Here is a 25,601-nt window from a genome sequence, read left to right on the forward strand (position 1 = left end):
CTGGACCAATCATGGGCGTTTTGTCTGCTCACGGGTAGACTTCGGAGGAAGATAAGCGGAGGAAATACTCATGGCTGACAAGCCCACCAAAGGCCTCGCCGATGTCGTCGCCGCGTCCACAGCGCTGAGTGACATCGACGGCAAGGCCGGACGGCTCTTCTATCGTGGCTACGACATCCACGACCTGACCGGCCGCACCACCTTCGAAGAGATCGCCCATCTGCTTCAGCGCGGAACGCTGCCGGCACGCGACCAGCTCGCCGAATACGGCGCCGAGCTGGCCCGGGGACGCAGCCTGGGCGGGCTCGCCGAAAACAACGTCGCCGAGATCGCCGAGAAGCAGGCACCGATGGCGGCCCTGCGCACGCTGGTCTCGTTGTCGGCTGCCGACGACCCGGACAAGAACTCCAACGCCGCGGACGCCAACCGCCGCAAGGCGGCGCGGCTGACGGCGCAGCAGCCGATCCTGGTCGCTCATTATCACGCCGCCAGAACCGGCGCCGAGATTCCGGAACCGGATCCTGAGCTCGGCATCGCCGCCAACTTCCTGCTGCAGATCACCGGACGGCGGCCGTCGCCGCGCGAGACGGAGATCTTCGACGCGTGTCTGGTCCTGCACGCCGACCACACGATGAACGCCTCGACCTTCGCCGCCCGGGTCTGCGCGGCCACGCTGTCCGACATGCATTCGGCCATCGTGGCGGCCATCGGGACCCTCAAGGGTCCCCTGCACGGCGGGGCCAACGAGCAGGTCATGCGTACGCTGGAAGCGTTGGACCCGAGCGGCGTGGCACAAGCCGTACGGGACAAGCTCGCGGCCGGCGAGAAGATCATGGGCTTCGGGCACCGTGTCTACAAGACGGAGGATCCCCGGGCGACGCATCTGCGGCGGATGTCGCGGGAACTCGGTGAGGCGTCCGGCGACGACACCTACTATCGGATGTCCAAGGAGATGGAGGAGGTCGTCTTCGCGGAGAAGGGTCTTTACCCGAACGTGGACTTCTACGCCGCGACGGTCTACCACTACCTGGGGATCCCGACGGATCTGTTCACCCCGGTCTTCTCCGTCAGCCGGATGTCCGGCTGGACCGCGCATGTGATCGAGCAGCACGCGGACAACCGGCTGATCCGGCCGGACAGCGAGTACATCGGGGAGCGCGACCAGAAGTGGATCCCGATCGACGAACGGTGACCCGACAGGTGTGAAGGCGAGCGGCAAGGGTCAGATCTGGAGGCCGTACCTGCTGGTGGTGGCGGGCGCGGCGGCCGGGCTGGGCGCGGTCGGCCTGGGGGCGGCACCCTGGGCGGGCGGCGCGACCATCGGCGGGTCGCTTCTCGTCGGGGCCGCGCTGCGCTTCCTCGGTTCCGGTCGCAGGGCAGGGATGCTGGCCGTGCGGAGCCGTAAGACGGACACGGCCGTGCTCGCCCTGCTGGGCGCGGCCCTGCTGGCAGGCTCCCTGAGCCTGCTGCTGCCGCCTCTGCACCATCCCTAGGGAACGTCTGACGCGACCCAGCTCGCGCCCTGGATCGAGGCACTACCACAGCCATCCGATAGCCTCAACGGCCAGTGAGCCTCAAAAAGGACTGTCTGGCCAGTTAGTTTCAGAAGGGGAACCCCACGCATGCCCAAGATCAAGGTAGCGGGTCCGGTCGTCGAACTCGATGGCGACGAGATGACGAGGATCATCTGGCAGTTCATCAAGGACCAGCTGATCCTTCCCTACCTCGACGTCGACCTGAAGTACTACGACCTCGGCATCGAGCACCGCGACGCCACTGACGACCAGGTCACGATCGACGCCGCCAACGCCATCAAGAAGTACGGCGTCGGCGTCAAATGCGCCACGATCACCCCGGATGAGGCCCGCGTCGAGGAATTCGGCCTCAAGAAGATGTGGAAGTCCCCGAACGGGACGATCCGCAACATCCTCGGCGGCGTCATCTTCCGCGAGCCGATCATCATGTCCAACGTGCCGCGTCTGGTGCCCGGCTGGACCAAGCCGATCGTCGTCGGCCGTCACGCGTTCGGCGACCAGTACCGCGCCACCGACCTCAAGGTCCCCGGCGAGGGCACGCTGACGCTGACGTTCACGCCGAAGGACGGCGGTGAGCCGATCGAGCTCAACGTCTTCGACTTCCCCGGTTCGGGCGTCGCGATGGCGATGTACAACCTCGACGAGTCGATCCGCGACTTCGCCCGCGCTTCCATGCGGTACGGCCTCAACCGCGGCTACCCGGTCTACCTGTCGACCAAGAACACGATCCTCAAGGCGTACGACGGCCGGTTCAAGGATGTCTTCGCGGAGGTCTACGAGACCGAGTTCAAGGCCGACTTCGAGGCCGCCGGCATCTCCTATGAGCACCGCCTGATCGACGACATGGTGGCCGCCTCGCTCAAGTGGGAGGGCGGCTACGTCTGGGCGTGCAAGAACTACGACGGCGACGTCCAGTCCGACACGGTGGCGCAGGGCTTCGGCTCGCTCGGCCTGATGACCAGCGTGCTCATGACGCCCGACGGTCGCACTGTCGAGGCCGAGGCGGCCCACGGCACGGTGACCCGCCACTACCGTCAGCACCAGCAGGGCAAGCCGACCTCGACCAACCCGATCGCCTCGATCTTCGCCTGGACCCGCGGCCTGCAGCACCGGGGCAAGCTCGACAACACCCCCGAGGTGATCGACTTCGCCGAGAAGCTGGAGCGGGTCTGCGTCGAGACCGTCGAGGGCGGTCAGATGACCAAGGACCTCGCCCTCCTGGTCGGCGGCGACGCCGAGTGGCTGACCACCCAGGACTTCCTCGCCGCGCTGGACGAGAACCTGAAGAAGAAGATGGCGTTCTGACCCGTCCCCTTCGACAGGCCGCACAGACAGGGCCGCCCTCCTCCGGGGCGGCCCTGTTTCACATTCCCGCCCGTGATCTTGCGAAAACTCGCAGTGATGCTGTACGACCTGCGCATTCACCGTTCATGATCTTGCAGAAACTCGCGCGGATGGGCTTTGGCATGGGAAAACAACCTCCGTGATCTCGCAGTGCAAGATCACGAAGGATAAAGGTGCAGGTCGAGTACGTCGACTGCGAGTTTCTGCAAGATCACCAACGGGTGAAATGCAGGTCGGCGCGATTTCTGCGAGTAATTGCAAGATCACGGCAATTGGATTGCGAGTGCGGGCCCGTAAAGTTGGGCTGACCGGATGCTTGCCCAACTTTGAGGGCCGCTTGCCCAATTTTGAGGGCTTTTGTCCAATTCTGAGGGTTGGTCGTCCAGCCCTGAGGGGTGTTCGCGCAAATTTGGGGGCGTGATGTCACAGATCGTGCCGCTCGGGCCCGGGGACCCGACCCGGCTGGGGCCGTTCACGCTCTCCGGCCGGATCGGCGAGGGCGGGCAGGGGATCGTCTATCTCGGCAGGAACGAGTTGGGCGACTGGGCCGCGATCAAGCTGCTGCACGTCAAGTTCAACGGTGACACGATCGCGCGGTCGCGTTTCGCCAGGGAACTGCGCGCGGCGCAGCGGGTGGCCGGCTTCTGCACCGCCCAGGTCCTCATGGCCGATGTCGAGGGCGATACGCCGTACATCGCGAGCGAGTACATCGAGGGAAGATCGCTGCGGGAGAGGGTCGAAGCGGCGGGTCCGCTGCGCGGCACGGAGTTGGACCGGCTGGCCGTCGGTACGGCGACCGCGCTGACCGCGATCCATCATGCGGGGATCGTGCACCGCGACTTCAAGCCCGACAACGTGCTCCTCGCCGCCGGCGGGCCCCGCGTGGTCGACTTCGGCATCGCCCGCATCGTCGACTCGACCGGCACCATCACCAGTCGGGCGATCGGAACCCCCGCCTATCTCGCTCCCGAGCAGGTCGCGGGCGGCGGGGTGGGCACGCCGACCGACGTGTTCGCCTGGGGCGCGACCATTGTGTACGCCGCGACGGGGAAGGCGGCGTTCGGCGGAGGGTCCATCGCCGCCACATTGAACCGGATCCTCAACGAGGACATCGACGTCAGCATGCTGTCCGATCCGCTTCGCGGGGTCGTGCGGGCATGCCTCAGCAAGCAGGCGGCCGACCGGCCGACGGCGGATCGTGTCCTGCTCGGTCTGCTCGGCCTCCCGGAGTCGGATGACGCCTCGGCGGTCGTGCTGTCACATGCGGCACGCCTCGCGGGCGCGGGCCGGCCGTACACCGGCTGACCCCGTACATCGGCTGTCCCTGGGCCCCGGCGGGCCCCGATGTTTAAACCGCCGGAGCGCGCGCAGCGGCGGCGTGTCGGAGGGATGCGCGGGCAGTTCGGCACGGTTGAATTGATCTCGAGCGTTCGGGGGAGCCGCATGGGTCGTAGGGTCGTCACGGGTTTGTTCTGCGTTTTCGTCGCCGGGGTGCCGCGCCCGGCGGTGGCAGTGGATCAGGTGGAGCAGTGGGGATCGGCGGATCTCACGGTACGGATCTCCGCCTCACCGAAGGTGGCGCAGCCGGGTCAGCCGCTGGTCTACCGGGTGAAGGTGCACAACAAGGGGCCGGGTGACGCCGTGCTGCCGGTGCTGCGGGTCAACGTGCCCCGCGATTTCCAGATCGTCAACGTCAACGTGGCGGAGTGCCGCCCGGCCCGTGGTTACAGCGAGGTGGTCTGCGAGTCGAACCGGGACGTCCTCGCCGGCGAGTCCGGCAGCTTGACGATCACCGGTGTGGTCCGGCCGGGGGCGCACGGCCCGCTCCGGGCCCAGGCCCGCATCGCTTCAGAGGTCGTGGACGGCCACGAGGCGGACAACACCGCGAAAGCGGTCACCAAGGTGGACGCGGGGGCGGATCTCGCTGTCCGTTTCCGGTCGTCGACCAGGTTCGCCCGGCCGGGGCACTGGTTTTCGGTACGGGCCGAGGTGCGCAACCGGGGCCCGCGCATAGTGCGGGACGCCTATGTCGTCTTCCAGCCCCGGCGGGCCCGGTTCCTGTCGGCGACCGGGGGACGCTGCCGGAGCCGGAAGGCGTTCGTCGCATGCGCCATGCCGCCGATCAGGTCCGGGTCCACCGGCCTGCTGAGGCTGATGTTCCGCGTGCCGTCCCACGCCTCGCGCGCCGTGTCCACGATGGCGACGGTCTACTCGCGCCACTTCGGCGACCGGCGGCCGGCCAACAACCAGGCCCGCATGCGGGTCTCGCTACGCCGAGGTTGACTCCTTTCCGGCCACGGCCGTCACGGCCGTCCAGGCGTCGGAGACGATGTCGCGCAGCGAGGGGTGGGCGGGTTTCCAGCCGAGCTCCCGCTGGATCTTCTCCGACGAGGCGACCAGCGCGGCCGGGTCGCCGGCACGGCGCGGGCCGATCGTCACGGGGATCTCGTGCCCGGTCACCTCGCGGCAGACGTCGATGACCTCCTGTACGGAAAAGCCCGAGCCGTTGCCGAGGTTGAAGATCCGGTGCGTGCCGGCCGTGGCGGCGTGGAGGGCCAGCAGGTGCGCACGGCCGAGGTCGGCGACGTGGATGTAGTCGCGGACGCAGGTGCCGTCCGGTGTCGGGTAGTCGGTGCCGAACACGCTGATCGACTCGCGCTCGCCGAGTGCGACCTTCAGGACGTTCGGGATCAGGTGGGTCTCGGGCGTGTGCCGCTCACGGAACTCGCCGTACGCCCCGGCCACGTTGAAGTAGCGCAGGCTGACGGCGGCCAGGCCGTACAGATCGGAGAACGTGGCGAGCGCGGTGTCGACGGCGAGCTTGGACGCGCCGTAGGGGTTGGTGGGCCGGGCCGGATCGGTCTCCAGGATCGGCGTGCGCTCGGGCTCGCCGTACGTCGCGGCGGTCGAGGAGAACACGATGCGGCCCACGCCGGCCTGCCGCATCGCGTCGAGCAGCGCGAGCGTGCCGCCCAGGTTGCTGGACCAGTACCGGCCCGGTTGCTCGATCGACTCGCCCACCAGCGACTTCGCCGCGAAGTGGAGCACGGCGTCGAACTCCGCGAAGCTCTCGCCGAGCAGGCCGCCGACCTCGGCGATCGAGCCCTGGACGAACCGTGCGCCGGTGGGCACGGCGTCCGCGTGCCCCGTCGACAGGTCGTCCAGCACGGTGACCTCGTGTCCCTCCTCGACGAGCTGGGCGGCCACCACGCTGCCGACGTATCCCGCTCCACCGGTGACCAAGAGCTGCACTGTCTCTCCTAAGTTTGATTCTGTTTATTAGTGTTTAATTCTGTACGACTGTCGCCCAGCCTACGCGCTGCCCGCGCGGAACGGGTTGAATGCCTGCAGAAGAGCGACCACATTGGGAACGGACGATGACGTGAGCAACGTCGCGGTGATCATCACCCTGGTCCTGATATTCATTCTGATCGGCGGCTTCTTCACCGCCACCGAGATGGCCATGGTGTCCCTGCGGGAGAGCCAGGTCAGGCGGCTCAGCGAGCGGGGCCGCCGCGGCGCCCGGGTGCAGAAGCTCGCCCACGACCCGAACCGCTTCCTTTCGGCCATCCAGGTCGGCGTGACCGTCGCCACCGTGCTTTCAGCCGCACTCGGCGCCGACCAACTCGCCGGGCGGCTGACGCCGGTCTTCGCGGGCTGGGGCTTGGAGCGGGGGGTCGCCGCCCCTCTGGCGTTCGTGATCGTAACGCTCGCCATCTCGTTCGTGTCCCTGGTGCTGGGCGAGCTCGCGCCCAAGCGCCTTGGCCGGCAGCGGGCGGAGGGGTGGTCACTGCTGGCCGCGCCGATTCTCGACTTCATCGCGGGTCTGTCGCGGCCGGTCATCTGGCTGCTGTCGATGTCGACCAACGGCGTGGTGCGGCTGCTCGGCGGCAATCCGGCGGCCGACCGGGCCGAGATGACCACTGAGGAGCTCCGTGAGATGGTGGCGGGCCACCAGGAACTCGCCCAGGACGAGCGTGACCTGATCGGAGAGGTGTTCGCGGCGGGTAAGCGCCAGCTCAGAGAGGTGCTGCTGCCGCGTACGGAGGTCGAGTTCATGGCGGTGGACACACCGCTGGCCGAGGCGGCTGTGCTGGCCGCGGCCATGCCGCACTCCCGGTTCCCGGTCTATCGAGACTCATATGACGACATCATCGGATTTGTCCATGTTCGGGATCTTCTCGACCCGGTCCTGACCGGGAGCGTCGAACCGATCAGCGAACTGGTGCCGATCCGGCCCGTCAAACTCGTGCCGGCGAGCAAGCGGGTCCTCACGACGCTGGCCGAGATGCGTGACGAGGGTCACCATCTGGCGATCGTGGTCGACGAGTACGGCGGGACCCGCGGCATCGTGACGCTGGAGGACCTGGTCGAGGAGCTCATCGGCGACATCCGCGATGAGTACGACCAGGACGGCGAGGCCGTACGCCTCATCGCCGGCGACATGGAGATCGAGGGTCTGGTCCATCTGGAGGATTTCGCGGACCAGACGGGTGTGCGGCTCCCCGAGGGCCCCTACGAGACACTGGGCGGATACGTCATGGCCGCGCTCGGTCACGTCCCCGAGCGGGGTGAGGCCGTCGAGGTGGTCGGCCTCAAGCTGACCGTCTCCGAGATGGACGGCCGGCGGGTCGCCCGCGTCCGGGTCACCCGTACGGCTGCCGCCCCAGATCAGGCACCCTGCGAGGCCCGAGCCGAGGCGCGTGACGAGGCCCGGGACGACGCGGCGCGGAACGCACAGAACGGGTAGGGGTGTGCCTGTCGCGGGCACCTGTCGACGCCTGACAGAATTACATGTCATGGCCCGTCCTCGCGTTCTGTCCGGAATCCAGCCCACCGCCGACTCGTTCCACCTCGGCAACTATCTCGGCGCGGTGCGGCAGTGGGTGGCCCTGCAGGACACCCATGACGCCTTCTACGCGGTCGTCGACCTGCATGCGTTGACCGTCACGCCCAAGCCGGAGGATCTGCGCCGCCGGACCAGGGTCGCCGCAGCCCAGCTGTTCGCGGTGGGGCTCGACCCCGAGCGCGCCGCCGTGTTCGTGCAGAGCCACGTCCGGGAGCACAGCGAGCTGGCCTGGTACCTGATCTGCCAGACCGGCATGGGCGAGGCCGCCCGGATGACCCAGTTCAAGGACAAGGCCGCCAAGTATGGCGAGAGCTCGGCGGGGGTGGGCCTGTTCACCTACCCGATGCTGATGGCCGCCGACATCCTGATCTACCAGACCGACCAGGTTCCGGTCGGGGTCGACCAGAAGCAGCACCTGGAACTCAGCCGCGACCTCGCGCAACGGTTCAACAGCCGCTATGGCCCGACCTTCAAGCTGCCGAATCCGTACATCCTGAAGGAGGTCGAGAAGATCACCGACCTCCAGGACCCGTCGGCCAAGATGTCGAAGTCGTCGTCCAGCCCGCAGGGCATCATCGACCTGCTCGAGGAGCCGGGCAAGCTTCGCAAGAAGATCATGCGAGCCGTCACCGACACCGGCTCCGAGGTCATCGCCGACGAGGAGAACAAGGCGGGCGTCACCAACCTGCTGCGGATCCACTCGGCGCTGTCAGGCATGTCGATCGCCGACCTGGAGGCGCGGTTCGCCGGTCAGGGCTACGGCGCCTTCAAGAAGGAGGTCGCCGAGGTCGTGGTGGACACGTTCGCCCCGATCCGCGAGCGAACCGAGAAACTGCTGGCCGACGAGGCCGAGCTCGATCGTCTGCTCGCCGTCGGCGCCGAGCGCGCTCGTGCGGTGGCCCGGGAGACCATGGCCCAGGTCCGCGACCGCCTCGGCCTGCTGCCCTAGGCAGGGTTCCGCTCGGGCGTCGATTCGCCGATGCCGGGTAGTGGTCACTGGATGAGTGGCGAGTCGGGCCTGATCGATCGGGCGAAGCGGTGGGTCGCCGCCGCCAAGGAGTGGGGCCGGGAGTTCGTCGAGCGGGAGCGGTTCCGGTACCGGTGGGTCGACCACCTCATCCGGACCGTGCAGCGCTATCACGTGCGCAGGGGCGATCGGTTGGCGGGCGCGCTGACCTATTTCGCGTTCCTGTCGTTCTTCCCGCTGCTGGCGTTGGCGTTCGCCCTGTTCGGGTTCATCGTGACGTTCCAGCCCGACGCGCTGGCCACGCTCATCAAGGCGGTCAACGCGCAGCTTCCCGGGCTCGCCCAGCAGCTGCAGATCGACCAGCTCGCCGGGGCCCGTGCCAGCGCGGGCGTCATCGGCCTGCTGGGCCTGCTGTATGCCGGGCTCGGGGCGGTCGACGCGCTGCGTACGGCGCTGCGCGACATCTGGATGACCAGCAGCCCGAAGCCGAGCTTCTTCGTCGGCAAGCTTCGAGACCTCGTCACGCTCGTGCTCCTTGGCGTGATCATGCTGGTCTCGGTCATCGTCAGTGGTTTCGCCGGCGGCGCGACCGGTGCCGTCGCCGGGTGGCTCGGCCTGAGTGACTCGGTGTTGGGTGAGTTCACGGTACGGCTCGTCGGGGCCGGCGCCTCCCTGCTGGCCGACATGCTGATCTTCGTCGTCATCCTGGGCTGGCTGGCCAAGCCCGACGAGCCGTTCCGAGTCGTGATCAAAGGGGCCCTACTCGGCGCGGTCGGCTTCGGGCTGCTCAAGCAGCTCGCGGCGCTGATCCTGTCGGGGACGCTGCACAACCCCATCTACGGGACGTTCGCGGTCATCGTCGGCCTGCTGCTGTGGATCAACCTGTCCGCCCGGCTGATCCTCTACACCGCCGCCTGGACCGCCACGGCCACCCTCGGCCCGCCGCCCGCGCCCAACCCCCTGCCATCGCCCGCCATTCCCGACCGCCCCCGGCAGACCGACTGCTAGCAGTCGGCCTGCCTTCGCCTCTGCGGGCTGGCCAGGACTCTGCGTGCCCGATCCCCCAGCCGGAAGTGGCCGAATCGTTCAGCGTCCATGTCGCCTGCCTGCCGCGATCCCGACATGACGTCAGGAAGCGGTCAGATCCAGCTTGCGCTTGAGATCGTTACCGTTGCGGTAGGGCCATCGACGGGGGAACTCTCGCTGTAGTCGTCCTATGACTATCCCCGGAGCGATTCCGATCTCCTCGGCGAAGGCCCGTACGGCGTCCTTCGAGGTCAGGCCACCCAACCGGGAGGCATGCTGGGACGGGATGAGGGTGTCCGCCGCGAACCGGTCGGCTTCCGCCTCTTTCGGATCGTCGGTCTCGGTCTTGCCGGCGATCTCGATGCGAATCGCATCGTCGCCGTTCAGCACGTGGTGAACCTCGTGAAAGAAGCTGAACCAGAGCTGATCGTCCGTACGATAGCGAAGGCTGAGTTGAATGACGCGCTTGGTTCCGAGCTTTCGAGTGACACCGCTTACGCGCGCCCCCCTGACCTCCTCCACGAAAACAACGGCCACACCACTGCTGGAGCAGATCTCCTGTAGGCGTGGCCGGAACTCATGCGCGGGCAGCACGGTCAGCGCCCGCAGATCGGGGATCGACCTTCTGAGTGCCGCGGCGTCGAAGGTCGCGCAGTGCATCTGCTGTGCCTCGATTTCCCCGAGGCGCAGCCAGGTGGCCAAGGGGCCGAGCTTCGAATCCTGGACCTTGGACTTTCTGAACGCGCATGCCGCCGGTTGCTCGTACAGCTCTCGCCATACGTCGACCGAGGCGATGGCGAAGAACGCGAGAAGCTGTTCGACGCGCGCGACCTTGTCTTTCGGCTCCTCCGGAAGCACCTTCCGTTTGACCAGTTCGGACACCGGAAGCTCTTTGAGCCACTCGATGTGCTGTTCCAGGTCTCTGACCGATCGAAGACGTGTGCGCGTCGACTGGTAGTCGGCTTCAAGCCGGTTCCACAGCCTCGCGGGAGTGCCGACCACGCGTTCCAGCGACTCGGCGACCTCGGGAGTGAGGCGTACGAGACCGTGAATCAGCTGATTGACATGTTTCGGGGACAATCCGACACGCTCTGCCAGCTCACGCTGGGTCATCCCCTTTTCTTCGAGAAGCTCCCGCAGGGTGTCCCCCGGCGGCACCGCGTAGTCGAGATCTCCAGCCGCATACAGGGTACGCGTGGTCTTCGCCCTGGCCATTGCCATCCCTCCTCACGCCGTTGCACCGCCTGCCGTACGGTCCACTTGGCCGACCCTCAGTGGTAGTCCACGATCTCGATGAGCACCACCGCCATGACCGCTGTCCAATCCAGCGAACCCTGATCGTCTGCGATCCACTCCTCAGGTTCGAAGATGAGCCGGTAGTTGGCGTCAAGCCGGACGGATAGCTGTCCTTTCCGGTCTCCTGTCAGCTCCTCGCAACGGCCGCCCAGCATGCGCATCTCATCGAGAGTCTCGGTCTGCTGGAACTGCTGAATGCGCTTCGCCAAGGCGTTGGCCCGGTCGTGGCCGAAGTGCTTGCGCCGCTCCTGATCGGACTCGCACCTCTTCCTGAACCTCGCGTTCTCGTAGTACACCTCCAACCTACCCGCGCCTCCCGCCTGCGAGATTTACCTAGTAGGTAAAGATGGCATCACTTTAATCGATACATCGTGAACCCGCGCGCAAAACGTGTCTGATCGACTACGAATTGAGAGATATGACGGAAAAGTTCTTCAAGGTGCTTGGGGACATCCCGGGGAACGGCCGTGAGGTCGGGTGGATGGCCCGCCTGCCGTCACGGGGAGCGGCTCGGCTGGGCCGCCGCCGTCGCGTTTCTCGAAGACAACGGTGAGACTCTGGTTTATCAGGACGTGGACGAGGCGGAGAGCCTCGTCATCTCACTGGCCAAGGGCGAGCTGGACGACGTTCCCGATCTCGCCCGTCGGTTCCGCGGCCTGGGCGGCCAGCTGGGAGTGGAGTAGCCGCGCGTTGCCGAGTCACTGAGCCGGATTTCGGTCAGGTACGGCTCGTGCGGCGTCGGCGGCGAATGCCGTAGACGGTGGCGCCGCCGCCGATGAGGAGCACGCCGCCTGCCAGCACGGCCACGACGACCGGGAGTGGGCTGTTCTCTCCGCCGACTCCGCCCGCCGCGGCCGCCGGGCTCGCGGCGGGCCGTCCGGGCCGTCCGGGCCGTACGGGCAGGACGTTGGGACCGGGGGACGGCGAGGGTGCCACCGGGCCGACGAGCCGGCCGATCGGCGCGGCCTTGCCCCGGTTGGCGAAGCCCCAGTCGAGCAACTTGGCCACCTCGTCCCAGAAGCCGCCCGGGTGATGCATGATCACGACGATGATCGTGTGTCCGTTTCGGGTGGCGGCGCCCACGAAGCTGCCCAGGGCCTTCGACGTCCAGCCGTTCTTGACGCCGATCATGCCGGGGTACTTCCACAGCAGCTTGTTGTGGTTGCCCATCTCGTAGTAGCTCGGCGGGGATTTGCTGGCCTTGGGGCTGTGATGACGGTTGTGGCCGTCAGATTGCTCGCGGTACTCCCTGTCGTAGTGCTGAGGGAGTTTCGGCGCGGGGAACTTGGCGACCTTCGTTTTGATGTACTCGCGGAACCGGGGCATCGCCAACCCGGCCCGGGCGATCAGGGCGAGGTCGTAGGCCGAGGTCCGCTGGCCCGGCTTGTCCAGGCCGTTGGGCGTCTTGGCCACCGTGTCGTACGCCTGGAGCCCGCGCGCCACGCCGTTCATGTCGGCGAGAGTCTTGCGCATGCCGCCGTTCGCCTCGGCGAGCGCGACCGCGGCGTCGTTGGCCGAGACCATGAGCAGCGCCCGCAGGAGATCGTCGATCTTGTAGATCGGTTCTGGGACGATCCCGACGGCGCTGCCGTCCACATTGCAGGCCTGATCGCTGGGTTTGACCTTGCGGTTCTTGTCGAGTTTGGGGATGAGGGTGACGGCGGTCAGCGTTTTGAGCGTGCTCGCGGGCCGGTAGTGGCCGTGCGGGTCCTTGGCCGCCAGCACGGCGCCGGTGTCGGCGTCGGCGATGAGGAAGGCCGAGGCCTCGGTCTTCGGCAGCGGTTTGAGGCCGGCGGGCACGATCACGCCGCGGCCGGCGAGCAGCCTGCCGCCCACCGTGCTACGCGGGGCGTCGTCGACGGTGCCGGGGTTGGCAGTGGCAGTCGGGCTCCGGGTGGCATTGGGGCTTTCGCCGGCACCGGGGCTTTCGCCGGCACCGGGGTCGACGGTGTCGGGAGAGGGGGACGGGGAGGGCAGGGCTGTCGCGCCGGCCGGTGCTTCGGCTGCCGGTGCTCCGGCTGCCGGTGCTCCGACGCCGAGCAGCGCCACGGTGGCGAGCGCCGTACCGAGCGCTGTCACACGTGCCGTCATGCGCGTCTTCGCCGACGTGGGGCCGTGGTTCGTCCTCTTGGGCAGCATAGGCGGATCAGCCTAGTCCTGAGTCCCTGCACATGCGGGACAGATCCCCCAAAGATCGCGAATATACGCATATGGGGCGGCCGTTGATACTAGAAGGATGACGAGACGTGTATCGGGCTTTCTGTTGGCCCTCGGCGCTTTCATGATCTTTGAATGGGTGAACCTCGGGTTCAACCTGCAGGACGGGCACGACACCGCCTTCTATGTGGTTCACGGTGTGCTGATCGCCGTCAACGTCATCCTGGGGCTGGTGCTCGGCGTCCTGGGTGTACGCGGATTGCTGGCATCGGCGGCACTAACCAAAAGCGCAACGGGCATTAAGGAAAGGAAGGACATTTCGATGTGATGGAGGCGAGCGTGGCGATCCAGTTCAACCCTTCCCGCGGCGCGACTCTGGGTGTGGAGTGGGAGCTCCAGTTGATCGACCGGCACACCCGCCATCTTCGCCAGGACGCCAAGGACGTGCTCGCCGCGGTCCCCGACCTGAGCGAGGGCCAGCGTCCGAAGGCCATGCACGAGCTCATGCAGTCGCAGATCGAAATCGTCACCGACGTCTGCCACACGGTGGCGGAGGCCGTACAGGACCTGAAGAAGAGCATCAGCAGGCTCACCGAGGTGGTCGGGCCCAGGGACACCGTGTTGGCCTGCACGGGCACCCATGCGATCAGCGAATGGCGCGACGCGGTTTACGCGCCGAGCCAGCGGTACGCCGAGCTGGTCGAGGACCTGCAGTGGCTCGCCCGGCGGATCCAGACGTTCGGTGTGCACGTGCACGTCGGGGTCCAGGACCGAGACAAGGTCATCCCGATCGTCAACGCGCTCGCCGCCCACCTGCCGCACTTCCTCGCGCTGACCTCGTCGAGCCCCTTCTGGGGCGGCAAGGACACCGGACTGGCGTCCAGCCGGGCGATCGTCTTCGGCTCGCTGCCCACGGCCGGGCCGCCGCACCTGCTCGCGGACTGGGCGGAGTTCGAGGAGTACATGGACACGCTGCTGCGGGCGGGGACGATCAGGAGCATCAAGGAGGTGTGGTGGGACATCCGGCCGCACCCCGACTTCGGCACCATCGAGATACGGATGTTCGACGGCATCCCCACGCCCAGGGAGGTCGGCATGGTCGTCGCGCTGTGCCAGAGCCTGGTGGCACGGCTCGACCAGCAGCTCGACCGCGGTTACACGCTGCCGCACCCGGCGGCCTGGGTGGTGCACGACAACAAGTGGCGAGCGACGCGGTACGGTCTCGACGCCAACGTGATCATCGATGACCGCGGGTCGACCGCGCCCATGCGGGATCTGCTGTACGAGCTGCGGCGCGACCTCGAACCGGTCGCCGAGCGGCTCGGCTGCGCCGAGGAACTGGCGGTCATGACCGAGGTGCTGGAGCAGGGCAATTCGAGCGAACGTCAGCGGGCGATCCTGGCGGACGGGGGGAGCCTTCAGGACATCGTCGACGCGACGGTTATCGAACTCGCCGAAGACAGGTTCGTAACGTCCCGTGTCCAGCAGCCTGGATGGGCGGATAGGTAATGGTTGCGCCACGCTTCGCATAAACTCGCAGGAAAACCGGCAGATCGGTGTATCGATCGCTAGACTGTCCCCCATTCTCGCTTGCGATCACAAGGAAAATGAACTAGCTGGACGGAGTCTGCTCTCGTGTTGACAGGGGATTTGGATCTAGAAACACTTATCCGGTTCCGCCGGGACATCCACTCCCACCCAGAGCTGGCCCGTCAGGAGATCCGTACGACCGCCGCCGTGGCGGACATGCTCAGATCCGCCGGACTGGAGCCACGGGTCTTCCCGACCGGGACCGGGCTCGTCTGTGACATCGAAGGGGCCGACGGCCCCACCGTGGGGTTGCGCGCCGACATGGACGCGCTGCCGATCCTGGACGCCAAGGACGTGCCGTACCGCTCGCAGAACACCGGCGTGTGCCACGCCTGCGGGCACGACGTGCACACGACCGTCCTGGTGGGGGCGGCCCTCGAACTCGCCAAGCGGCGGCAGCACCTGCCGGGCCGGATCCGGCTGGTGTTCCAGCCGGCGGAGGAGTCGTCCTCCAGCGGCGCGCTGGACATGATCGCGGGTGGCGCGATCGACGGCGTGGACGTGATCTACGCTCTGCACTGCGACCCGAGCCGCAAGGTGGGCGACGTCGGCATCCGCACGGGCGCGATCACCTCGGCCCAGGATCACATGGTGCTGCGGCTGCACGGCAAGGGCGGCCACTCGGCTCGGCCGCACCTGACCGTCAACCCGATCAACGCGCTGGCCTCCGTGATCGCCCGGCTCGCCGAGTCCGTGAACGAGTCCCTCGAACCGCACCAGCGGGTGCTCCTCGGGTTCGGCATCATCCAGGCCGGCGAGGCCGCCAATGTGATCCCGTCCCGCGCGCAGGCCGCCGGGACCGTACGGATCCCCAACGCGGACATCTGGGAGCAAATCCCCAGCATCGTGCAGAAGTCACTCACCGAGCTGATCGAGCCCTTCGGGGTCGAATGGGAGTTGGACTACAACCGGGTGTGCCCGGCTGTGGTCAACGACGCGGTGGCCACGAAGATCCTCTACAACTCGGCGCTCGCCGTCTGCGGCGAGGACCACGTGCAGGAGGCTCCGCAGAGCCTCGGTGGTGAGGACTTCGCCTGGTACCTCCGCCAGGTCCCGGGCGCGCTCTTCCGTCTGGGCGTCACGCATCCGGACGCGGAGGACCATGTCGACCTGCACAACGATCGCTTCGACATCGACGAACGGGCCATCGGGGTCGGCGTCCGGATGTTCGTCGAGACCGCGATGAACGCCCTGCAGTCCTACTGACCGGTAGTCGTACCGAGCCATGGCGGCCTTAGTGAGCGGCGGTCGGGGATGACCTGGAGTTTCCGCAGGCCGGCCAATGGGTCACAAGGTGGCGTGAGGTACATAACGGACACGTTGCGGACTGCGGTGCGGGTTTGGTCCACGCAGGTCAAAGAACTATCTTCCGTGCAGGGTTGCCGTGCGTTCCTCCATGCCGGCGACGGAAGCTGTCCCGGCGGGGACACGGAAGGGGTCTGCACACCTTGCTCCGCAATCGAGTTAGCAAACTGGCAGCCGCCAGCGCGGCGGGCGCCATGCTCATGGCCGTCGCCGCGTGTGGGGGTAATGACGACTCCACATCGACGGCCACATCCGAGGCGTCCTCGTCTGCCGCGCCCGCGGGCGCGGCTCTCAAGGTCGGTCTCGCCTACGACATCGGCGGCCGCGGCGACGGCTCCTTCAACGACGCCGCCGCGCGGGGCCTCGACAAGGCCGTCGCCGAGCTGAACGCCGACAAGAAGGAGCTGGAGGCCGCGGCGGGCGAGACGGACGCCCAGAAGGAGGAGCGGCTCCGCCTGCTCGCCTCCAACGGGTACAACCCGGTCATCGCGGTGGGCTTCGCCTACTCCGAGTCGCTCAAGAAGGTCGCGCCCGAGTTCCCCGACGTGAAGTTCGCCATCGTCGACGACGATGCCGCGACGGGTGCGAACATCAGCAACCTGGTGTTCGCCGAGGAACAGGGCTCGTTCCTGGTCGGCGTGGCCGCCGCGCTCAAGTCCGAGAAGGGCAGCGTCGGCTTCGTCGGCGGCGTGGACGTACCGCTGATCCACAAGTTCCAGGCCGGCTTCGAGGCCGGCGCCAAGGCGGTCAAGCCGGACATTCAGCTCCAGTCGAAGTACCTGACCCAGCCGCCGGACTTCGGCGGCTTCAACGACCCGGCCAAGGGCAAGACCGCGGCGCAGGGCATGTTCGACAGCGGCGCCGACGTGGTCTACCAGGCCGCGGGCGGCTCCGGCAGCGGCGTGTTCGAGGCGGCCAAGGCGGCCGGCGCGATGGCCGTCGGCGTCGACTCCGACCAGGCGGCTCTCCCCGCGTACGCCGACGTCAAGGACGTCATCATCACGTCCATGATCAAGAAGATCGACGTCGCGGTCTTCGACTTCCTCAAGCACGCGGCCGACGGCACGGTCCAGTCCGGCAAGACCGTCTACGACCTCAAGGCCGACGGTGTGGGCTACTCGACGACCGGCGGAAAGATCGACGACATCACGTCCAAGATTGACGAGTACAAGCAGAAGATCGTCGACGGCGAGATCACGGTTCCGAGCTCCTGAGCTCTGCCCGTCTGACCCGCTCCTTCGTGGGGCCCGGTGAAGTTGTCCACAGCCGTGCGGCAGTGGCCGCGCTTGCCGGGCACCCACGCCTACGATCTCGTCTGTCACCGCCCACCCAGGTACTCCTCAAGGAGGGGGCCGCCATTTCCACCGCGACCGTCACGGCACCCGCAGTAGAGCTCACCGGGATCACCAAAAGGTTCCCCGGCGTCGTCGCCAACCGCGACATCCAGTTACGGGTGACCAAGGGACAGATCCACGCCATCGTCGGTGAGAACGGCGCGGGCAAGTCCACCCTCATGAAGATCCTGTACGGCATGCAGCGCCCGGACGAGGGTGAGATCCGCGTCGAGGGAAAGCCCGTCGCCTTCCACACCCCGGCGGACGCCATCGCCGCGGGCATCGGCATGGTCCACCAGCACTTCATGCTCGCCGACAATCTCACGGTGCTGGAGAACGTCATCCTCGGCAGCGAGCCGCGCCGGGCCGGCGTCGCCGTAGACTTCCGCGCGGCCCGCAGGAAGATCAAGGAGATCTCCGACGCGTACGGCCTGGGCATCCGGCCGGATGTGCCGGTGGAGGAGTTGGGGGTCGGCGACCGCCAGCGGGTGGAGATCCTGAAGGTCCTCTACCGCGGCGCGCGGATCCTCATCCTCGACGAGCCGACCGCGGTGCTCGTACCCCATGAGGTCGACGAGCTGTTCGAGAACCTGCGCGGCCTGGTCCGCGAGGGCCTGACGATCCTGTTCATCTCCCACAAGCTCGACGAGGTCCTGCGGGTGGCGGACGCGATCACCGTGATCCGCCGCGGCACCACCGTGGCCGGCGTCGATCCCAAGGACATGACCGCTCGTCGCCTCGCCGAACTGATGGTCGGCAGCGAGCTGCCCAGCCCGGAGACCCGCGAGTCCACGGTCACCGACACCGTGGTGCTGTCGGTGCGCGACCTGACCGTACGCGGCGTCGACGGGCGGGCGGTCGTCGAGGGGGTCGGCTTCGACATCCACAAGGGCGAGGTGCTCGGCGTCGCCGGGGTCGAGGGGAACGGCCAGGCCGAGTTGGTCGAGGCGCTCATGGGCATCCGTCCCTGCACGACCGGTTCGCTCATCCTCGACGGCAAGGACATCTCCGGATGGCCGACGTTGAAACGGCGCGAGGGCGGCATCGGTTACATCCCGGAGGACCGGCACCGGCACGGGCTGCTGCTGGAGGCGCCGCTGTGGGAGAACCGCATCCTCGGCCACCAGACGCGCCGGCCCAACGTCAAGGGTCCCTGGATCGACCGCTCGGGGGCCCGGGCGGACACCCGGCGGATCGCGGAGGACTACGACGTCCGTACCCCCGGGATCGACACCGCGGCCGCCGCGCTCTCCGGCGGCAACCAGCAGAAGCTGATCGTCGGCAGGGAGATGAGCGGTGATCCAGTGCTGCTGATCGCCAGCCATCCCACCCGTGGCGTCGATGTCGGCGCGCAGGCCGCCATCTGGGATCACCTGCGCGACGCGCGCGCCGCCGGTCTCGCCGTGCTGCTGATCTCGGCGGACCTCGACGAGCTGATCGGTCTGTCCGACTCGCTCAAGGTGATCCTGCGTGGCCGGATCGTCGCGGACGTGGATCCCGCGAACGTGACCCCCGAACAGCTCGGCTCGGCCATGACCGGCGCCGGTGAGGCGGCAGCGCAATGAGTGAGCGAAAAGAACCGGCCGGGCGCGGCAGCGCCACGCTCGGAGCAGGTGGAGCCGGTGGGTTCCGCGATCGGCTGCTGGGGCGGGTGAAGCTCAGCGGCTGGCTGGCGCTGGCCGCTCCGCTGCTGGCCGTCCTGTTCGCGGCACTGATCACCTCGATGGTCCTGCTGATCGCGGGAAGTTCACCGCTGGACGCCTTCGACGCGCTCGCCCAGTACGGCACCCAGCCGCGCACGATGGCCGTCATCCTCAACAGCGCGACGATGTACTACATCTCCGCGCTGGCCGTCGCCATCGGGTTCCGGATGAACCTGTTCAACATCGGCGTGGACGGGCAGTATCGCCTGGCCGCCGTGGTGGCGGCCGGCGTGGGCGGGGCGGCGCTGCTGCCCGGTGTGCTGAACGTCGTGCTCGTGCTCGTGGTCGCGGTGCTCGTCGGCGCGCTCTGGGCGGGGATCGCCGGGCTGCTGAAGGTGAAGCGCGGCGTCAGCGAGGTCATCGCGACCATCATGCTGAACGCGATCGCCACCGGCCTCGCGTCCTGGCTCATGAGCAACCATTTCGGCGTTCTGACCGGGAACGAGCTGGCCACGCGGCCGATCCCGGGAGACTCCCAGATGCCGGGGATGGCGCTCATCGCCGGCACGCCGAAGCTGGTCAACGGCTTCCTCGTGGTGGCGATCATTCTCGGCATCGCCTATTACGTGCTGCTGAACCGCACCCGGTTCGGGTTCGAGCTGCGGGCCACCGGAATGTCCGAACCCGCCGCGGTCGCGAGCGGCATCGGGGTCAAGCGGATGATCGTCACCGCGATGGTCCTGTCCGGGGCGGTGGCCGGCCTGGCCGGGATGCCCGAACTGCTCGGCGAATCGCACAAATACAGCAACAACTTCCCGTCGGGCCTGGGCTTCGACGGCATCGCGATCGCGCTGCTCGGCCGGAACAACCCGGTGGGCATGGCCCTCGGCGCGCTGCTGTGGAGCTTCCTGAGCAACTCGTCCGACTCCCTCCAGATGCTCGACATCTCCAAGGAGACCGCGGACATCATGAAGGGCGTGACCGTGCTCTCGGTGATCATCGCGTACGAGCTGGTCCACCGATATCGGATCGTCGCCGAGCAGCGGCGGGCCGGTCAGGAGATGACCGCCGCACCGGCCGCGGAAGGGACCGCGGCGTGAGCGGGCAAGCGGAGGGAACGACCACGGCGTCGGCTCCGGCGGGTGGGACCCGGCCCACGCCGCCGACCCGCCGATTCCGGGTCACGACGCCGATCCTGCTGCTCGGCGGGGTCGGGCTGGTCGTGCTGCTGTCCGCCGTGCGCATCGTCACCGGTGCGAGCGACATCACCTCGGGCGGCACGGTCGCCGCCGCCCTCGGCCTCGCCGTACCGATCGGCCTGGCGGCCCTGGGCGGCCTGTGGTCGGAACGTGCCGGTGTGGTCAACATCGGCCTCGAAGGCATGATGGTGCTCGGAACCTGGTTCGGCGCCTGGGGGGCGCTCCAGTTCCACAGCCCGTGGGCCGGGGTGGTCGCCGGCGCGGTGGGCGGCGCCCTCGGCGGTGCGCTCCACGCGGTCGCCACCGTGACCTTCGGTGTCGACCACATCATCTCCGGTGTCGCGATCAACATCGTCGGTGTGGGCTTCACCCAGTATCTGTCGAAGCTGGTCTTCGAGAAGATGCCGGGCGGCGGGACCAAGAACTCTCCCCAACTCCCCGAGATGGGGAGGCTCAGCGTCACGTTCATCGACGGGCCGCTGCGGGCGCTGGAGGCCAGACAATGGTTCCTGCTGTCCGACTTCGCGGGCATCCTGCGTGGGCTCACCCAGGGCGTGTCGTGGTTCACGATCCTGGCGATCCTGCTGGTGCCGGTGTCGTACTACATCCTGTGGCGCACCGCGTTCGGCCTGCGCCTTCGGTCCTGCGGCGAGCGCCCGGTGGCGGCCGAGTCGCTCGGCGTCAACGTCTATCTCTACAAGTGGGCCGCCGTGGTCGTCTCCGGCCTGCTGGCCGGGCTGGGCGGCGCGTTCCTGTCGATCGTGGCGGCCGGGATCTACCGTGACGGGCAGACGGGGGGCCGCGGCTATATCGGCCTCGCCGCCATGATCTTCGGTAACTGGCGTCCGGGCGGGCTCGCCGGCGGCGCGGCGCTGTTCGGTTACACGGACGCACTGCAGCTGCGGCAGGGCGGGGTCTCGGTGCACGCGCTGCTGCTCGTCGTCGCGCTGCTGCTCGCCGCCGTCGCCGTCTACCAGCTCGTACGGCAGAGCCGTACCGTCGCCGCGTTGATCACCGCGGGGTGCGCGATCCTGGTCTTCGTAGTGTTCATGGTGACCGACACCGTGCCCGAGCAGTTCACCACGTTCACCCCGCACCTGACCACGCTGCTGGTGCTTTCGCTGGCCTCCCAGCGGCTGCGCATGCCGGCCGCGGACGGAATCCCCTACCGCAGGGGACAGACCACATGACGGGTCGCGAACGCGAAAGGGGAGCGAGATGACGATCGACTGGGCGGCGCTGCACGCCGCGGCGAACGAGGCGATGACGCACGCGTACGCGCCGTACTCGAAGTTTCCGGTCGGCGCTGCCGCGCTGGTGGACGATGGCCGGGTCGTCACCGGCTGCAACGTGGAGAACGCGTCGTACGGTATCGGGCTGTGCGCGGAATGCGGTCTCGTCTCCGCGCTGCACGCGAGCGGAGGTGGCCGGCTGGTCGCGTTCACCTGTGTCGACGGGCACGGTGAGCTGCTGATGCCGTGCGGCCGCTGCCGCCAGTTGCTCTTCGAGCACGGGGGTCCCGACCTGCTGGTCGAGACGCCGGAGGGGCCGATGCGGATGGCGGACTTTCTGCCGTACGCCTTCGGGCCGGACGACTTGTCGCGATAAGGGATAGAGGGCATGGGGTTTGACGCGATAGAGGTCATCACCACCAAGCGGGACCGCGGCGAGCTGTCCACCGCGCTGATCGACTGGGTGGTGGACGCCTACACGCGAGGTGAGGTCGCCGACGAGCAGATGTCGGCGCTGCTGATGGCCATCCTGCTCAACGGGATGAACCGCAGGGAGGTCGCGGACTGGACCCAGGCGATGATCCGGTCGGGGGAGCGGATGGACTGGTCGATCCTCGACCGGCCCACGGCTGACAAGCACTCCACCGGCGGGGTCGGCGACAAGATCACACTTCCGCTAGCCCCGCTGGTGGCCGCCTGCGGCGCGTACGTGCCGCAGCTGTCCGGACGGGGACTCGGGCACACCGGTGGCACGCTGGACAAGCTGGAGTCCATCCCCGGCTGGCGGGCGTCCCTGTCGAACGACGAGATGCTGCGGGTGATCCGTACGGCCGGCGCCGTGGTCTGCGCGGCGGGCAGCGGGCTGGCCCCGGCGGACAAGAAGCTGTACGCACTGCGTGACGTCACCGGCACGGTCGAGTCGATCCCGTTGATCGCTTCATCGGTCATGTCGAAGAAGATCGCCGAGGGGACGGGCTCGCTCGTGCTCGACGTCAAGGTCGGCTCCGGCGCGTTCATGAAGGATGTGGCCGCCGCCCGTGAGCTGGCCCGGACGATGGTGGCCCTCGGCACCGACGCCGGGGTGCGCACGGTAGCCCTGCTCACCGCGATGGACCGGCCGCTCGGCAAGGCCGTCGGCAACGCGCTCGAGGTCGAGGAGGCCGTCGAGGTCCTCGCCGGCGGCGGCCCCGCCGACGTCGTCGGGATCACCGTACGGCTGGCGCGGGAGATGCTGGAGGCGGCCGGGATCCCGGACGCAAGGGATCCGGAGGAGGCGCTGAAGGACGGCTCGGCGATGGACACCTGGCGGCGCATGATCACCGCTCAGGGAGGTGATCCGGACGCCCCGTTGCCGAAGGCGGCCGAGTCCCTGGAGCTCGCCGCGCCCGCTTCCGGCGTGCTGACCCGGCTCGACGCCATGTCGGTCGGTCTGGCGGCATGGCGGCTGGGCGCCGGCCGGGCCCGTAAGGAGGATCCGGTGTCGGCCGGAGCCGGGGTGACCCTGCACGCCAAGCCGGGCGACCCGGTCAGCGAGGGCCAGCCGCTGATGACGCTGCACGCGGACGACCCCGCGAGGTTCGAACGGGCCGTCGAGGCACTGGACGGCGCCTACGAGGTCGGGGCCTCGGCCGACCCCGGCCTGCTGCCGCTGATCGTCGACCGCATCACCGCGTAGCGCGAGTCAGGGGTGGAAGTGGCCGCAGCATCCGCGGGGGAAGATCTGCGAGAACCGGGAAGGAAGCCGCTGGCCGCCATCCGCCGCGGGCGGCTCCTCGGCGTGCTCCGTCCGGTTCCCGGTCAGTGAGAGCCACGGGCAGTTCATGTCCAGGCATGCCTAACCTGCGTAGGCGCAGCGGCCGATCCAGGTCCGCCTGTGAGCAGGCCACGATCGCCACGGGGACCCGGCGCGTCCTCATCTCACCTCCGGGAGTGCTGCTGTTGAAGCTCGGCCTCTTCTTCGATCTCCGTAACCCGCCTTTCTGGCGGCGCCCCTGGACCGATCACTACCGGCGCAACCTCGACCTGATCAGCGCCGCGGAAGGCATGGGCGCGGCATCGGTGTGGTTCACCGAGCACCACTTCCTCGAGGACGGCTACCTCCCTCAGCCGCTGACCTTCGCCGCGGCCGTGGCCGCCCGCACCTCCCGGCTCCGGATCGGCACCGCGATCCTGCTGGCCGCGTTGCGGCATCCCCGGCACGTCGCCGAGGAGGCCGCCGTGGTCGACATCCTCTCCGGCGGTCGGCTCGAACTCGGGATAGGCGCGGGGTTCGCCGAGCGGGAGTACGACGCGTTCGGTGCGGACATCCGGCGGCGCTACACGCTGACCGACGCAGCGGTCGTCGAGATCAGGCGGCTGTTCGCCGAGGGCGAGGTCACTCCGCCGCCCGTCCAGCGGCCGCTGCCGATCTGGATGGGCTACCAGGGGCCGCAGGGGGCTCGCCGTGCCGGTCGGCTCGGCGCGGGTCTGCTCTCCCTGGACCCGCGGCTGCTGGAGCCGTACGAGCAGGGGCTGGCGGAAGGCGGGCACGAGCCGTCGTCGGCCCGCATGAGCGGCATGTTCGACATCATCGTGGCCGACGACCCCGATGAGGCGCGGCGGCGCATCCTGCCGCACTTCGTCTACCAGTTGAACTCCTACCGGAGGATGAACGCGGGTGAGACCGAGTCGTATCGCGATCTGACCGTCGAGGAGGTGTCGGGCGGCGCCGGCCCGAAGGGAAAGATCCCGGGTCTCACCGTGCTGACGCCGCGGGATGTGGTTCAGGCGATCAGTAAGCGTACGGCGGGCCTGCCGGTGGAGCACGTCTACCTGTGGGCGAGCATCGCCGGGATGCCGGACGACCTCGTCGAGCGCCATGTGGAGTTGCTGTTCGGGAGTGTCGCCCCCGAGCTCCGCGCCGAGGCAGAGCCCACCGCCGGGTCCACTGCCGGATCCACCGCCGAGACCGGCTGCGGGACCTCCGATGACTGAGAGCTCCGAGATGAACGAGACATATGGGATGACTGAGAGCGGATTCGATGGGCGCGTCGTGGTGGTGACGGGGGGCGGGCGAGGCATCGGCCGCGCCCTCGCCCGCGCGTACGCCGAAACCGGTGCCACGGTCGTCGTCTCCGCACGCACCAAGGACGAGCTCGACGAGGTGGTCGACGGGATCCGGTCCAAGGGAGGCCGGGCACTGGCGGTGGTCGCCGATGCGATGGAGCGCGAGGCGGCACGGGAACCGGTGCGCACCGCGGTGCGCGAGTTCGGCCGGGTGGATGTCCTGGTCAACAACGTCGGCGCGGCGCTTGGCGCCGATCAGAACCCGTTCACCTGCGCCGACGCGGCGGTGGAGGACACCGTGACGCTGTGCCTGCTGTCCGCGTGGTGGATCTCTCGTGAGGCGCTGCCGCACATGAGGGAGCAGGGTTATGGCCGGATCCTCAACATCGGTTCCGGCGCCGCCAAGATGTCGGGCGCCCCGATCGGCTACACCACTGCCAAGCACGGTCTGGTCGGGCTGACCAAGGAGCTCGCCGCGCAGGTCGGATGGGCGGGCATCACGGTCAACTGCCTGTGTCCAGGATGGGTCCGTACGGGCCTGGCGGACTTCGATCGCCTCGCCGAGCAGTACGGCATGCCCGCCGAGGAGATCGAGGCGCGGGCCCGCGCCGAGAGCGTCCAGGGCCACATCCTCGAGCCGGAGGAGTTGTGCGCGATGGCGCTGCTGCTGACCTCGGAGCACGGCGGACGCAGAATCACCGGGCAGGTCGTCAGCGTCGACGGCGGCTGGAAGATCTGAGGCGGCGTTCCGGACGAATGCCGGGGGCCCGGGATGCCGACCGTCGCGCGCAGATAGGTGAGCGCCTTCTCGGCGCTGTCGTCGAGGCCGGCCCTGCGCTGTGTCCGGTTGCCGGCAGCCACAGGGTGGCCCCGGAGTACGCCGTGGTGCCGCCGAAGAGATCCGTCTTCTCGATCAGCAGCGTGTCCAGCCCGAGGGCGCCCGCCGTGTAGGCGGCGGTGCACCCGCCACCGCCCGAGCCCACGACGAGGACCTCGCATTCGATGTCCCAGCGGTCTTCGTTGGGAGCGTTCGCTGCTGACATGGGTTTCCCTTCCCGATCCTGGTGACGTGCCCGCGC

The 25,601-nt window shown here is 68.2% G+C and carries 25 protein-coding genes; 20 read left to right on the forward strand and 5 right to left on the reverse strand.

Annotated elements, in window-relative coordinates; genetic code table 11:
- Positions 1–70: 70 nt before the first annotated feature.
- From ACFHYQ_RS21385 to ACFHYQ_RS21405, 5 genes are all read left to right on the forward strand, one after another.
- Entirely contained in the window at positions 71–1,192 is a 1,122-nt protein-coding gene (locus ACFHYQ_RS21385; protein ID WP_394302901.1) for a citrate/2-methylcitrate synthase, read from the forward strand.
- 10 nt (positions 1,193–1,202) lie between these two features.
- Positions 1,203–1,493 carry a DUF3017 domain-containing protein gene (locus tag ACFHYQ_RS21390; RefSeq protein WP_394302902.1) on the forward strand — a complete coding sequence of 97 codons (291 nt, stop codon included), beginning with the start codon at positions 1,203–1,205 and terminating at the stop codon, positions 1,491–1,493.
- Between the two features lie 129 nt (positions 1,494–1,622).
- A complete protein-coding gene (locus ACFHYQ_RS21395) occupies positions 1,623–2,840 on the forward strand; it encodes an NADP-dependent isocitrate dehydrogenase (RefSeq protein ID WP_394302903.1) in 1,218 nt (405 codons plus the stop codon).
- Between the two features lie 459 nt (positions 2,841–3,299).
- Positions 3,300–4,184: a serine/threonine-protein kinase gene (locus ACFHYQ_RS21400; protein WP_394303029.1), complete on the forward strand. Its 885-nt coding sequence runs from the start codon at positions 3,300–3,302 to the stop codon at positions 4,182–4,184.
- Between the two features lie 138 nt (positions 4,185–4,322).
- Entirely contained in the window at positions 4,323–5,162 is an 840-nt protein-coding gene (locus ACFHYQ_RS21405) for a hypothetical protein (RefSeq protein WP_394302904.1), read from the forward strand.
- On the opposite strand, the gene galE is transcribed toward ACFHYQ_RS21405, so the two are convergent.
- Entirely contained in the window at positions 5,148–6,131 is a 984-nt protein-coding gene (galE, locus tag ACFHYQ_RS21410) for a UDP-glucose 4-epimerase GalE (protein ID WP_394302905.1), read from the reverse strand. The genes ACFHYQ_RS21405 and galE overlap by 15 nt on opposite strands.
- Positions 6,132–6,261: 130 nt before the next feature.
- Here galE and ACFHYQ_RS21415 point away from each other — a divergent pair, with 130 nt between their 5' ends.
- From ACFHYQ_RS21415 to ACFHYQ_RS21425, 3 genes are read left to right on the forward strand one after another with little or no spacing between them, the layout of a single operon-like run.
- Entirely contained in the window at positions 6,262–7,629 is a 1,368-nt protein-coding gene (locus ACFHYQ_RS21415; protein WP_394302906.1) for a hemolysin family protein, read from the forward strand.
- Between the two features lie 49 nt (positions 7,630–7,678).
- Positions 7,679–8,677: a tryptophan--tRNA ligase gene (gene trpS / locus ACFHYQ_RS21420; RefSeq protein WP_204016137.1), complete on the forward strand. Its 999-nt coding sequence runs from the start codon at positions 7,679–7,681 to the stop codon at positions 8,675–8,677.
- Positions 8,678–8,728: 51 nt separating this feature from the next.
- On the forward strand, positions 8,729–9,703 hold the full coding sequence (locus tag ACFHYQ_RS21425) for a YihY/virulence factor BrkB family protein (protein WP_394302907.1): 975 nt from the start codon (positions 8,729–8,731) through the stop codon (positions 9,701–9,703).
- Between the two features lie 120 nt (positions 9,704–9,823).
- Here ACFHYQ_RS21425 and ACFHYQ_RS21430 read toward each other — a convergent pair whose 3' ends face one another.
- Both ACFHYQ_RS21430 and ACFHYQ_RS21435 read right to left on the reverse strand, forming a co-directional pair.
- Complete coding sequence (locus ACFHYQ_RS21430) at positions 9,824–10,936, reverse strand: helix-turn-helix domain-containing protein (RefSeq protein WP_394302908.1); 1,113 nt, start codon at positions 10,934–10,936, stop codon at positions 9,824–9,826.
- Between the two features lie 56 nt (positions 10,937–10,992).
- On the reverse strand, positions 10,993–11,313 hold the full coding sequence (locus ACFHYQ_RS21435; RefSeq protein ID WP_394303030.1) for a type II toxin-antitoxin system RelE/ParE family toxin: 321 nt from the start codon (positions 11,311–11,313) through the stop codon (positions 10,993–10,995).
- Positions 11,314–11,484: 171 nt separating this feature from the next.
- Between ACFHYQ_RS21435 and ACFHYQ_RS21440 the strand changes: the two genes are divergently transcribed.
- Entirely contained in the window at positions 11,485–11,700 is a 216-nt protein-coding gene (locus ACFHYQ_RS21440; RefSeq protein ID WP_394302909.1) for a hypothetical protein, read from the forward strand.
- 34 nt (positions 11,701–11,734) lie between these two features.
- Here the strand turns inward: ACFHYQ_RS21440 and ACFHYQ_RS21445 are convergent, their stop codons facing one another.
- Complete coding sequence (locus tag ACFHYQ_RS21445; protein ID WP_394302910.1) at positions 11,735–13,108, reverse strand: D-alanyl-D-alanine carboxypeptidase family protein; 1,374 nt, start codon at positions 13,106–13,108, stop codon at positions 11,735–11,737.
- A 145-nt stretch (positions 13,109–13,253) separates the two neighbouring features.
- On the opposite strand from ACFHYQ_RS21445, the gene ACFHYQ_RS21450 reads away from it, so the two are divergent.
- The 11 genes from ACFHYQ_RS21450 (at position 13,254) to ACFHYQ_RS21500 (ending at position 25,261) form a co-directional block, all read left to right on the forward strand.
- Entirely contained in the window at positions 13,254–13,502 is a 249-nt protein-coding gene (locus ACFHYQ_RS21450; RefSeq protein ID WP_204016228.1) for an SCO4848 family membrane protein, read from the forward strand.
- 11 nt (positions 13,503–13,513) lie between these two features.
- On the forward strand, positions 13,514–14,683 hold the full coding sequence (locus tag ACFHYQ_RS21455) for a glutamate--cysteine ligase (RefSeq protein WP_394302911.1): 1,170 nt from the start codon (positions 13,514–13,516) through the stop codon (positions 14,681–14,683).
- Between the two features lie 129 nt (positions 14,684–14,812).
- The gene (locus ACFHYQ_RS21460; RefSeq protein ID WP_394302912.1) at positions 14,813–15,970 is read left to right on the forward strand and encodes an amidohydrolase; all 1,158 of its coding nucleotides are present in this window, start codon (positions 14,813–14,815) and stop codon (positions 15,968–15,970) included.
- Between the two features lie 242 nt (positions 15,971–16,212).
- Positions 16,213–17,283 (forward strand): BMP family lipoprotein, encoded by a 1,071-nt coding sequence (locus ACFHYQ_RS21465; protein WP_394302913.1) that lies wholly within the window; start codon positions 16,213–16,215, stop codon positions 17,281–17,283.
- Between the two features lie 143 nt (positions 17,284–17,426).
- Positions 17,427–18,968 carry an ABC transporter ATP-binding protein gene (locus ACFHYQ_RS21470; RefSeq protein WP_394303031.1) on the forward strand — a complete coding sequence of 514 codons (1,542 nt, stop codon included), beginning with the start codon at positions 17,427–17,429 and terminating at the stop codon, positions 18,966–18,968.
- Positions 18,965–20,146, forward strand: coding sequence for an ABC transporter permease (locus tag ACFHYQ_RS21475; RefSeq protein ID WP_394302914.1), 1,182 nt, complete (start codon positions 18,965–18,967; stop codon positions 20,144–20,146). Before ACFHYQ_RS21470 ends, ACFHYQ_RS21475 begins: the two co-directional genes overlap by 4 nt.
- A complete protein-coding gene (locus ACFHYQ_RS21480) occupies positions 20,143–21,435 on the forward strand; it encodes an ABC transporter permease (protein ID WP_394302915.1) in 1,293 nt (430 codons plus the stop codon). Before ACFHYQ_RS21475 ends, ACFHYQ_RS21480 begins: the two co-directional genes overlap by 4 nt.
- 28 nt (positions 21,436–21,463) lie before the next feature.
- Positions 21,464–21,853, forward strand: coding sequence for a cytidine deaminase (locus tag ACFHYQ_RS21485; protein ID WP_204016151.1), 390 nt, complete (start codon positions 21,464–21,466; stop codon positions 21,851–21,853).
- A gap of 12 nt (positions 21,854–21,865) precedes the next feature.
- A complete protein-coding gene (locus ACFHYQ_RS21490; protein WP_394302916.1) occupies positions 21,866–23,152 on the forward strand; it encodes a thymidine phosphorylase in 1,287 nt (428 codons plus the stop codon).
- Between the two features lie 155 nt (positions 23,153–23,307).
- The gene (locus tag ACFHYQ_RS21495; protein WP_394302917.1) at positions 23,308–24,450 is read left to right on the forward strand and encodes an LLM class flavin-dependent oxidoreductase; all 1,143 of its coding nucleotides are present in this window, start codon (positions 23,308–23,310) and stop codon (positions 24,448–24,450) included.
- Positions 24,451–24,478: 28 nt separating this feature from the next.
- On the forward strand, positions 24,479–25,261 hold the full coding sequence (locus tag ACFHYQ_RS21500) for an SDR family NAD(P)-dependent oxidoreductase (protein ID WP_394302918.1): 783 nt from the start codon (positions 24,479–24,481) through the stop codon (positions 25,259–25,261).
- Here ACFHYQ_RS21500 and ACFHYQ_RS21505 read toward each other — a convergent pair.
- On the reverse strand, positions 25,233–25,565 hold the full coding sequence (locus tag ACFHYQ_RS21505) for an FAD-dependent oxidoreductase (protein WP_394302919.1): 333 nt from the start codon (positions 25,563–25,565) through the stop codon (positions 25,233–25,235). The genes ACFHYQ_RS21500 and ACFHYQ_RS21505 overlap by 29 nt on opposite strands.
- Between the last annotated feature and the right edge of the window lie 36 nt (positions 25,566–25,601).

Origin of the sequence: Sphaerimonospora cavernae, from assembly GCF_042435035.1 — a bacterium.
Taxonomy (GTDB): Bacteria; Actinomycetota; Actinomycetes; order Streptosporangiales; family Streptosporangiaceae; genus Sphaerimonospora; species Sphaerimonospora cavernae.

Coding starts and splice junctions, on each gene's coding strand:
- ACFHYQ_RS21385 (WP_394302901.1), top strand. CDS start 71: ATGGCTGACAAGCCCACCAAAGGCCTCGCCGATGTCGTCGCCGCGTCC.
- ACFHYQ_RS21395 (WP_394302903.1), top strand. CDS start 1,623: ATGCCCAAGATCAAGGTAGCGGGTCCGGTCGTCGAACTCGATGGCGAC.
- ACFHYQ_RS21400 (WP_394303029.1), top strand. CDS start 3,300: ATGTCACAGATCGTGCCGCTCGGGCCCGGGGACCCGACCCGGCTGGGG.
- ACFHYQ_RS21405 (WP_394302904.1), top strand. CDS start 4,323: ATGGGTCGTAGGGTCGTCACGGGTTTGTTCTGCGTTTTCGTCGCCGGG.
- trpS (WP_204016137.1), top strand. CDS start 7,679: ATGGCCCGTCCTCGCGTTCTGTCCGGAATCCAGCCCACCGCCGACTCG.
- ACFHYQ_RS21425 (WP_394302907.1), top strand. CDS start 8,729: ATGAGTGGCGAGTCGGGCCTGATCGATCGGGCGAAGCGGTGGGTCGCC.
- ACFHYQ_RS21430 (WP_394302908.1), bottom strand. CDS start 10,936: ATGGCCAGGGCGAAGACCACGCGTACCCTGTATGCGGCTGGAGATCTC.
- ACFHYQ_RS21445 (WP_394302910.1), bottom strand. CDS start 13,108: ATGACGGCACGTGTGACAGCGCTCGGTACGGCGCTCGCCACCGTGGCG.
- ACFHYQ_RS21450 (WP_204016228.1), top strand. CDS start 13,254: ATGACGAGACGTGTATCGGGCTTTCTGTTGGCCCTCGGCGCTTTCATG.
- ACFHYQ_RS21475 (WP_394302914.1), top strand. CDS start 18,965: ATGAGTGAGCGAAAAGAACCGGCCGGGCGCGGCAGCGCCACGCTCGGA.
- ACFHYQ_RS21485 (WP_204016151.1), top strand. CDS start 21,464: ATGACGATCGACTGGGCGGCGCTGCACGCCGCGGCGAACGAGGCGATG.
- ACFHYQ_RS21490 (WP_394302916.1), top strand. CDS start 21,866: ATGGGGTTTGACGCGATAGAGGTCATCACCACCAAGCGGGACCGCGGC.
- ACFHYQ_RS21495 (WP_394302917.1), top strand. CDS start 23,308: ATGCCTAACCTGCGTAGGCGCAGCGGCCGATCCAGGTCCGCCTGTGAG.
- ACFHYQ_RS21500 (WP_394302918.1), top strand. CDS start 24,479: ATGACTGAGAGCGGATTCGATGGGCGCGTCGTGGTGGTGACGGGGGGC.
- ACFHYQ_RS21505 (WP_394302919.1), bottom strand. CDS start 25,565: ATGTCAGCAGCGAACGCTCCCAACGAAGACCGCTGGGACATCGAATGC.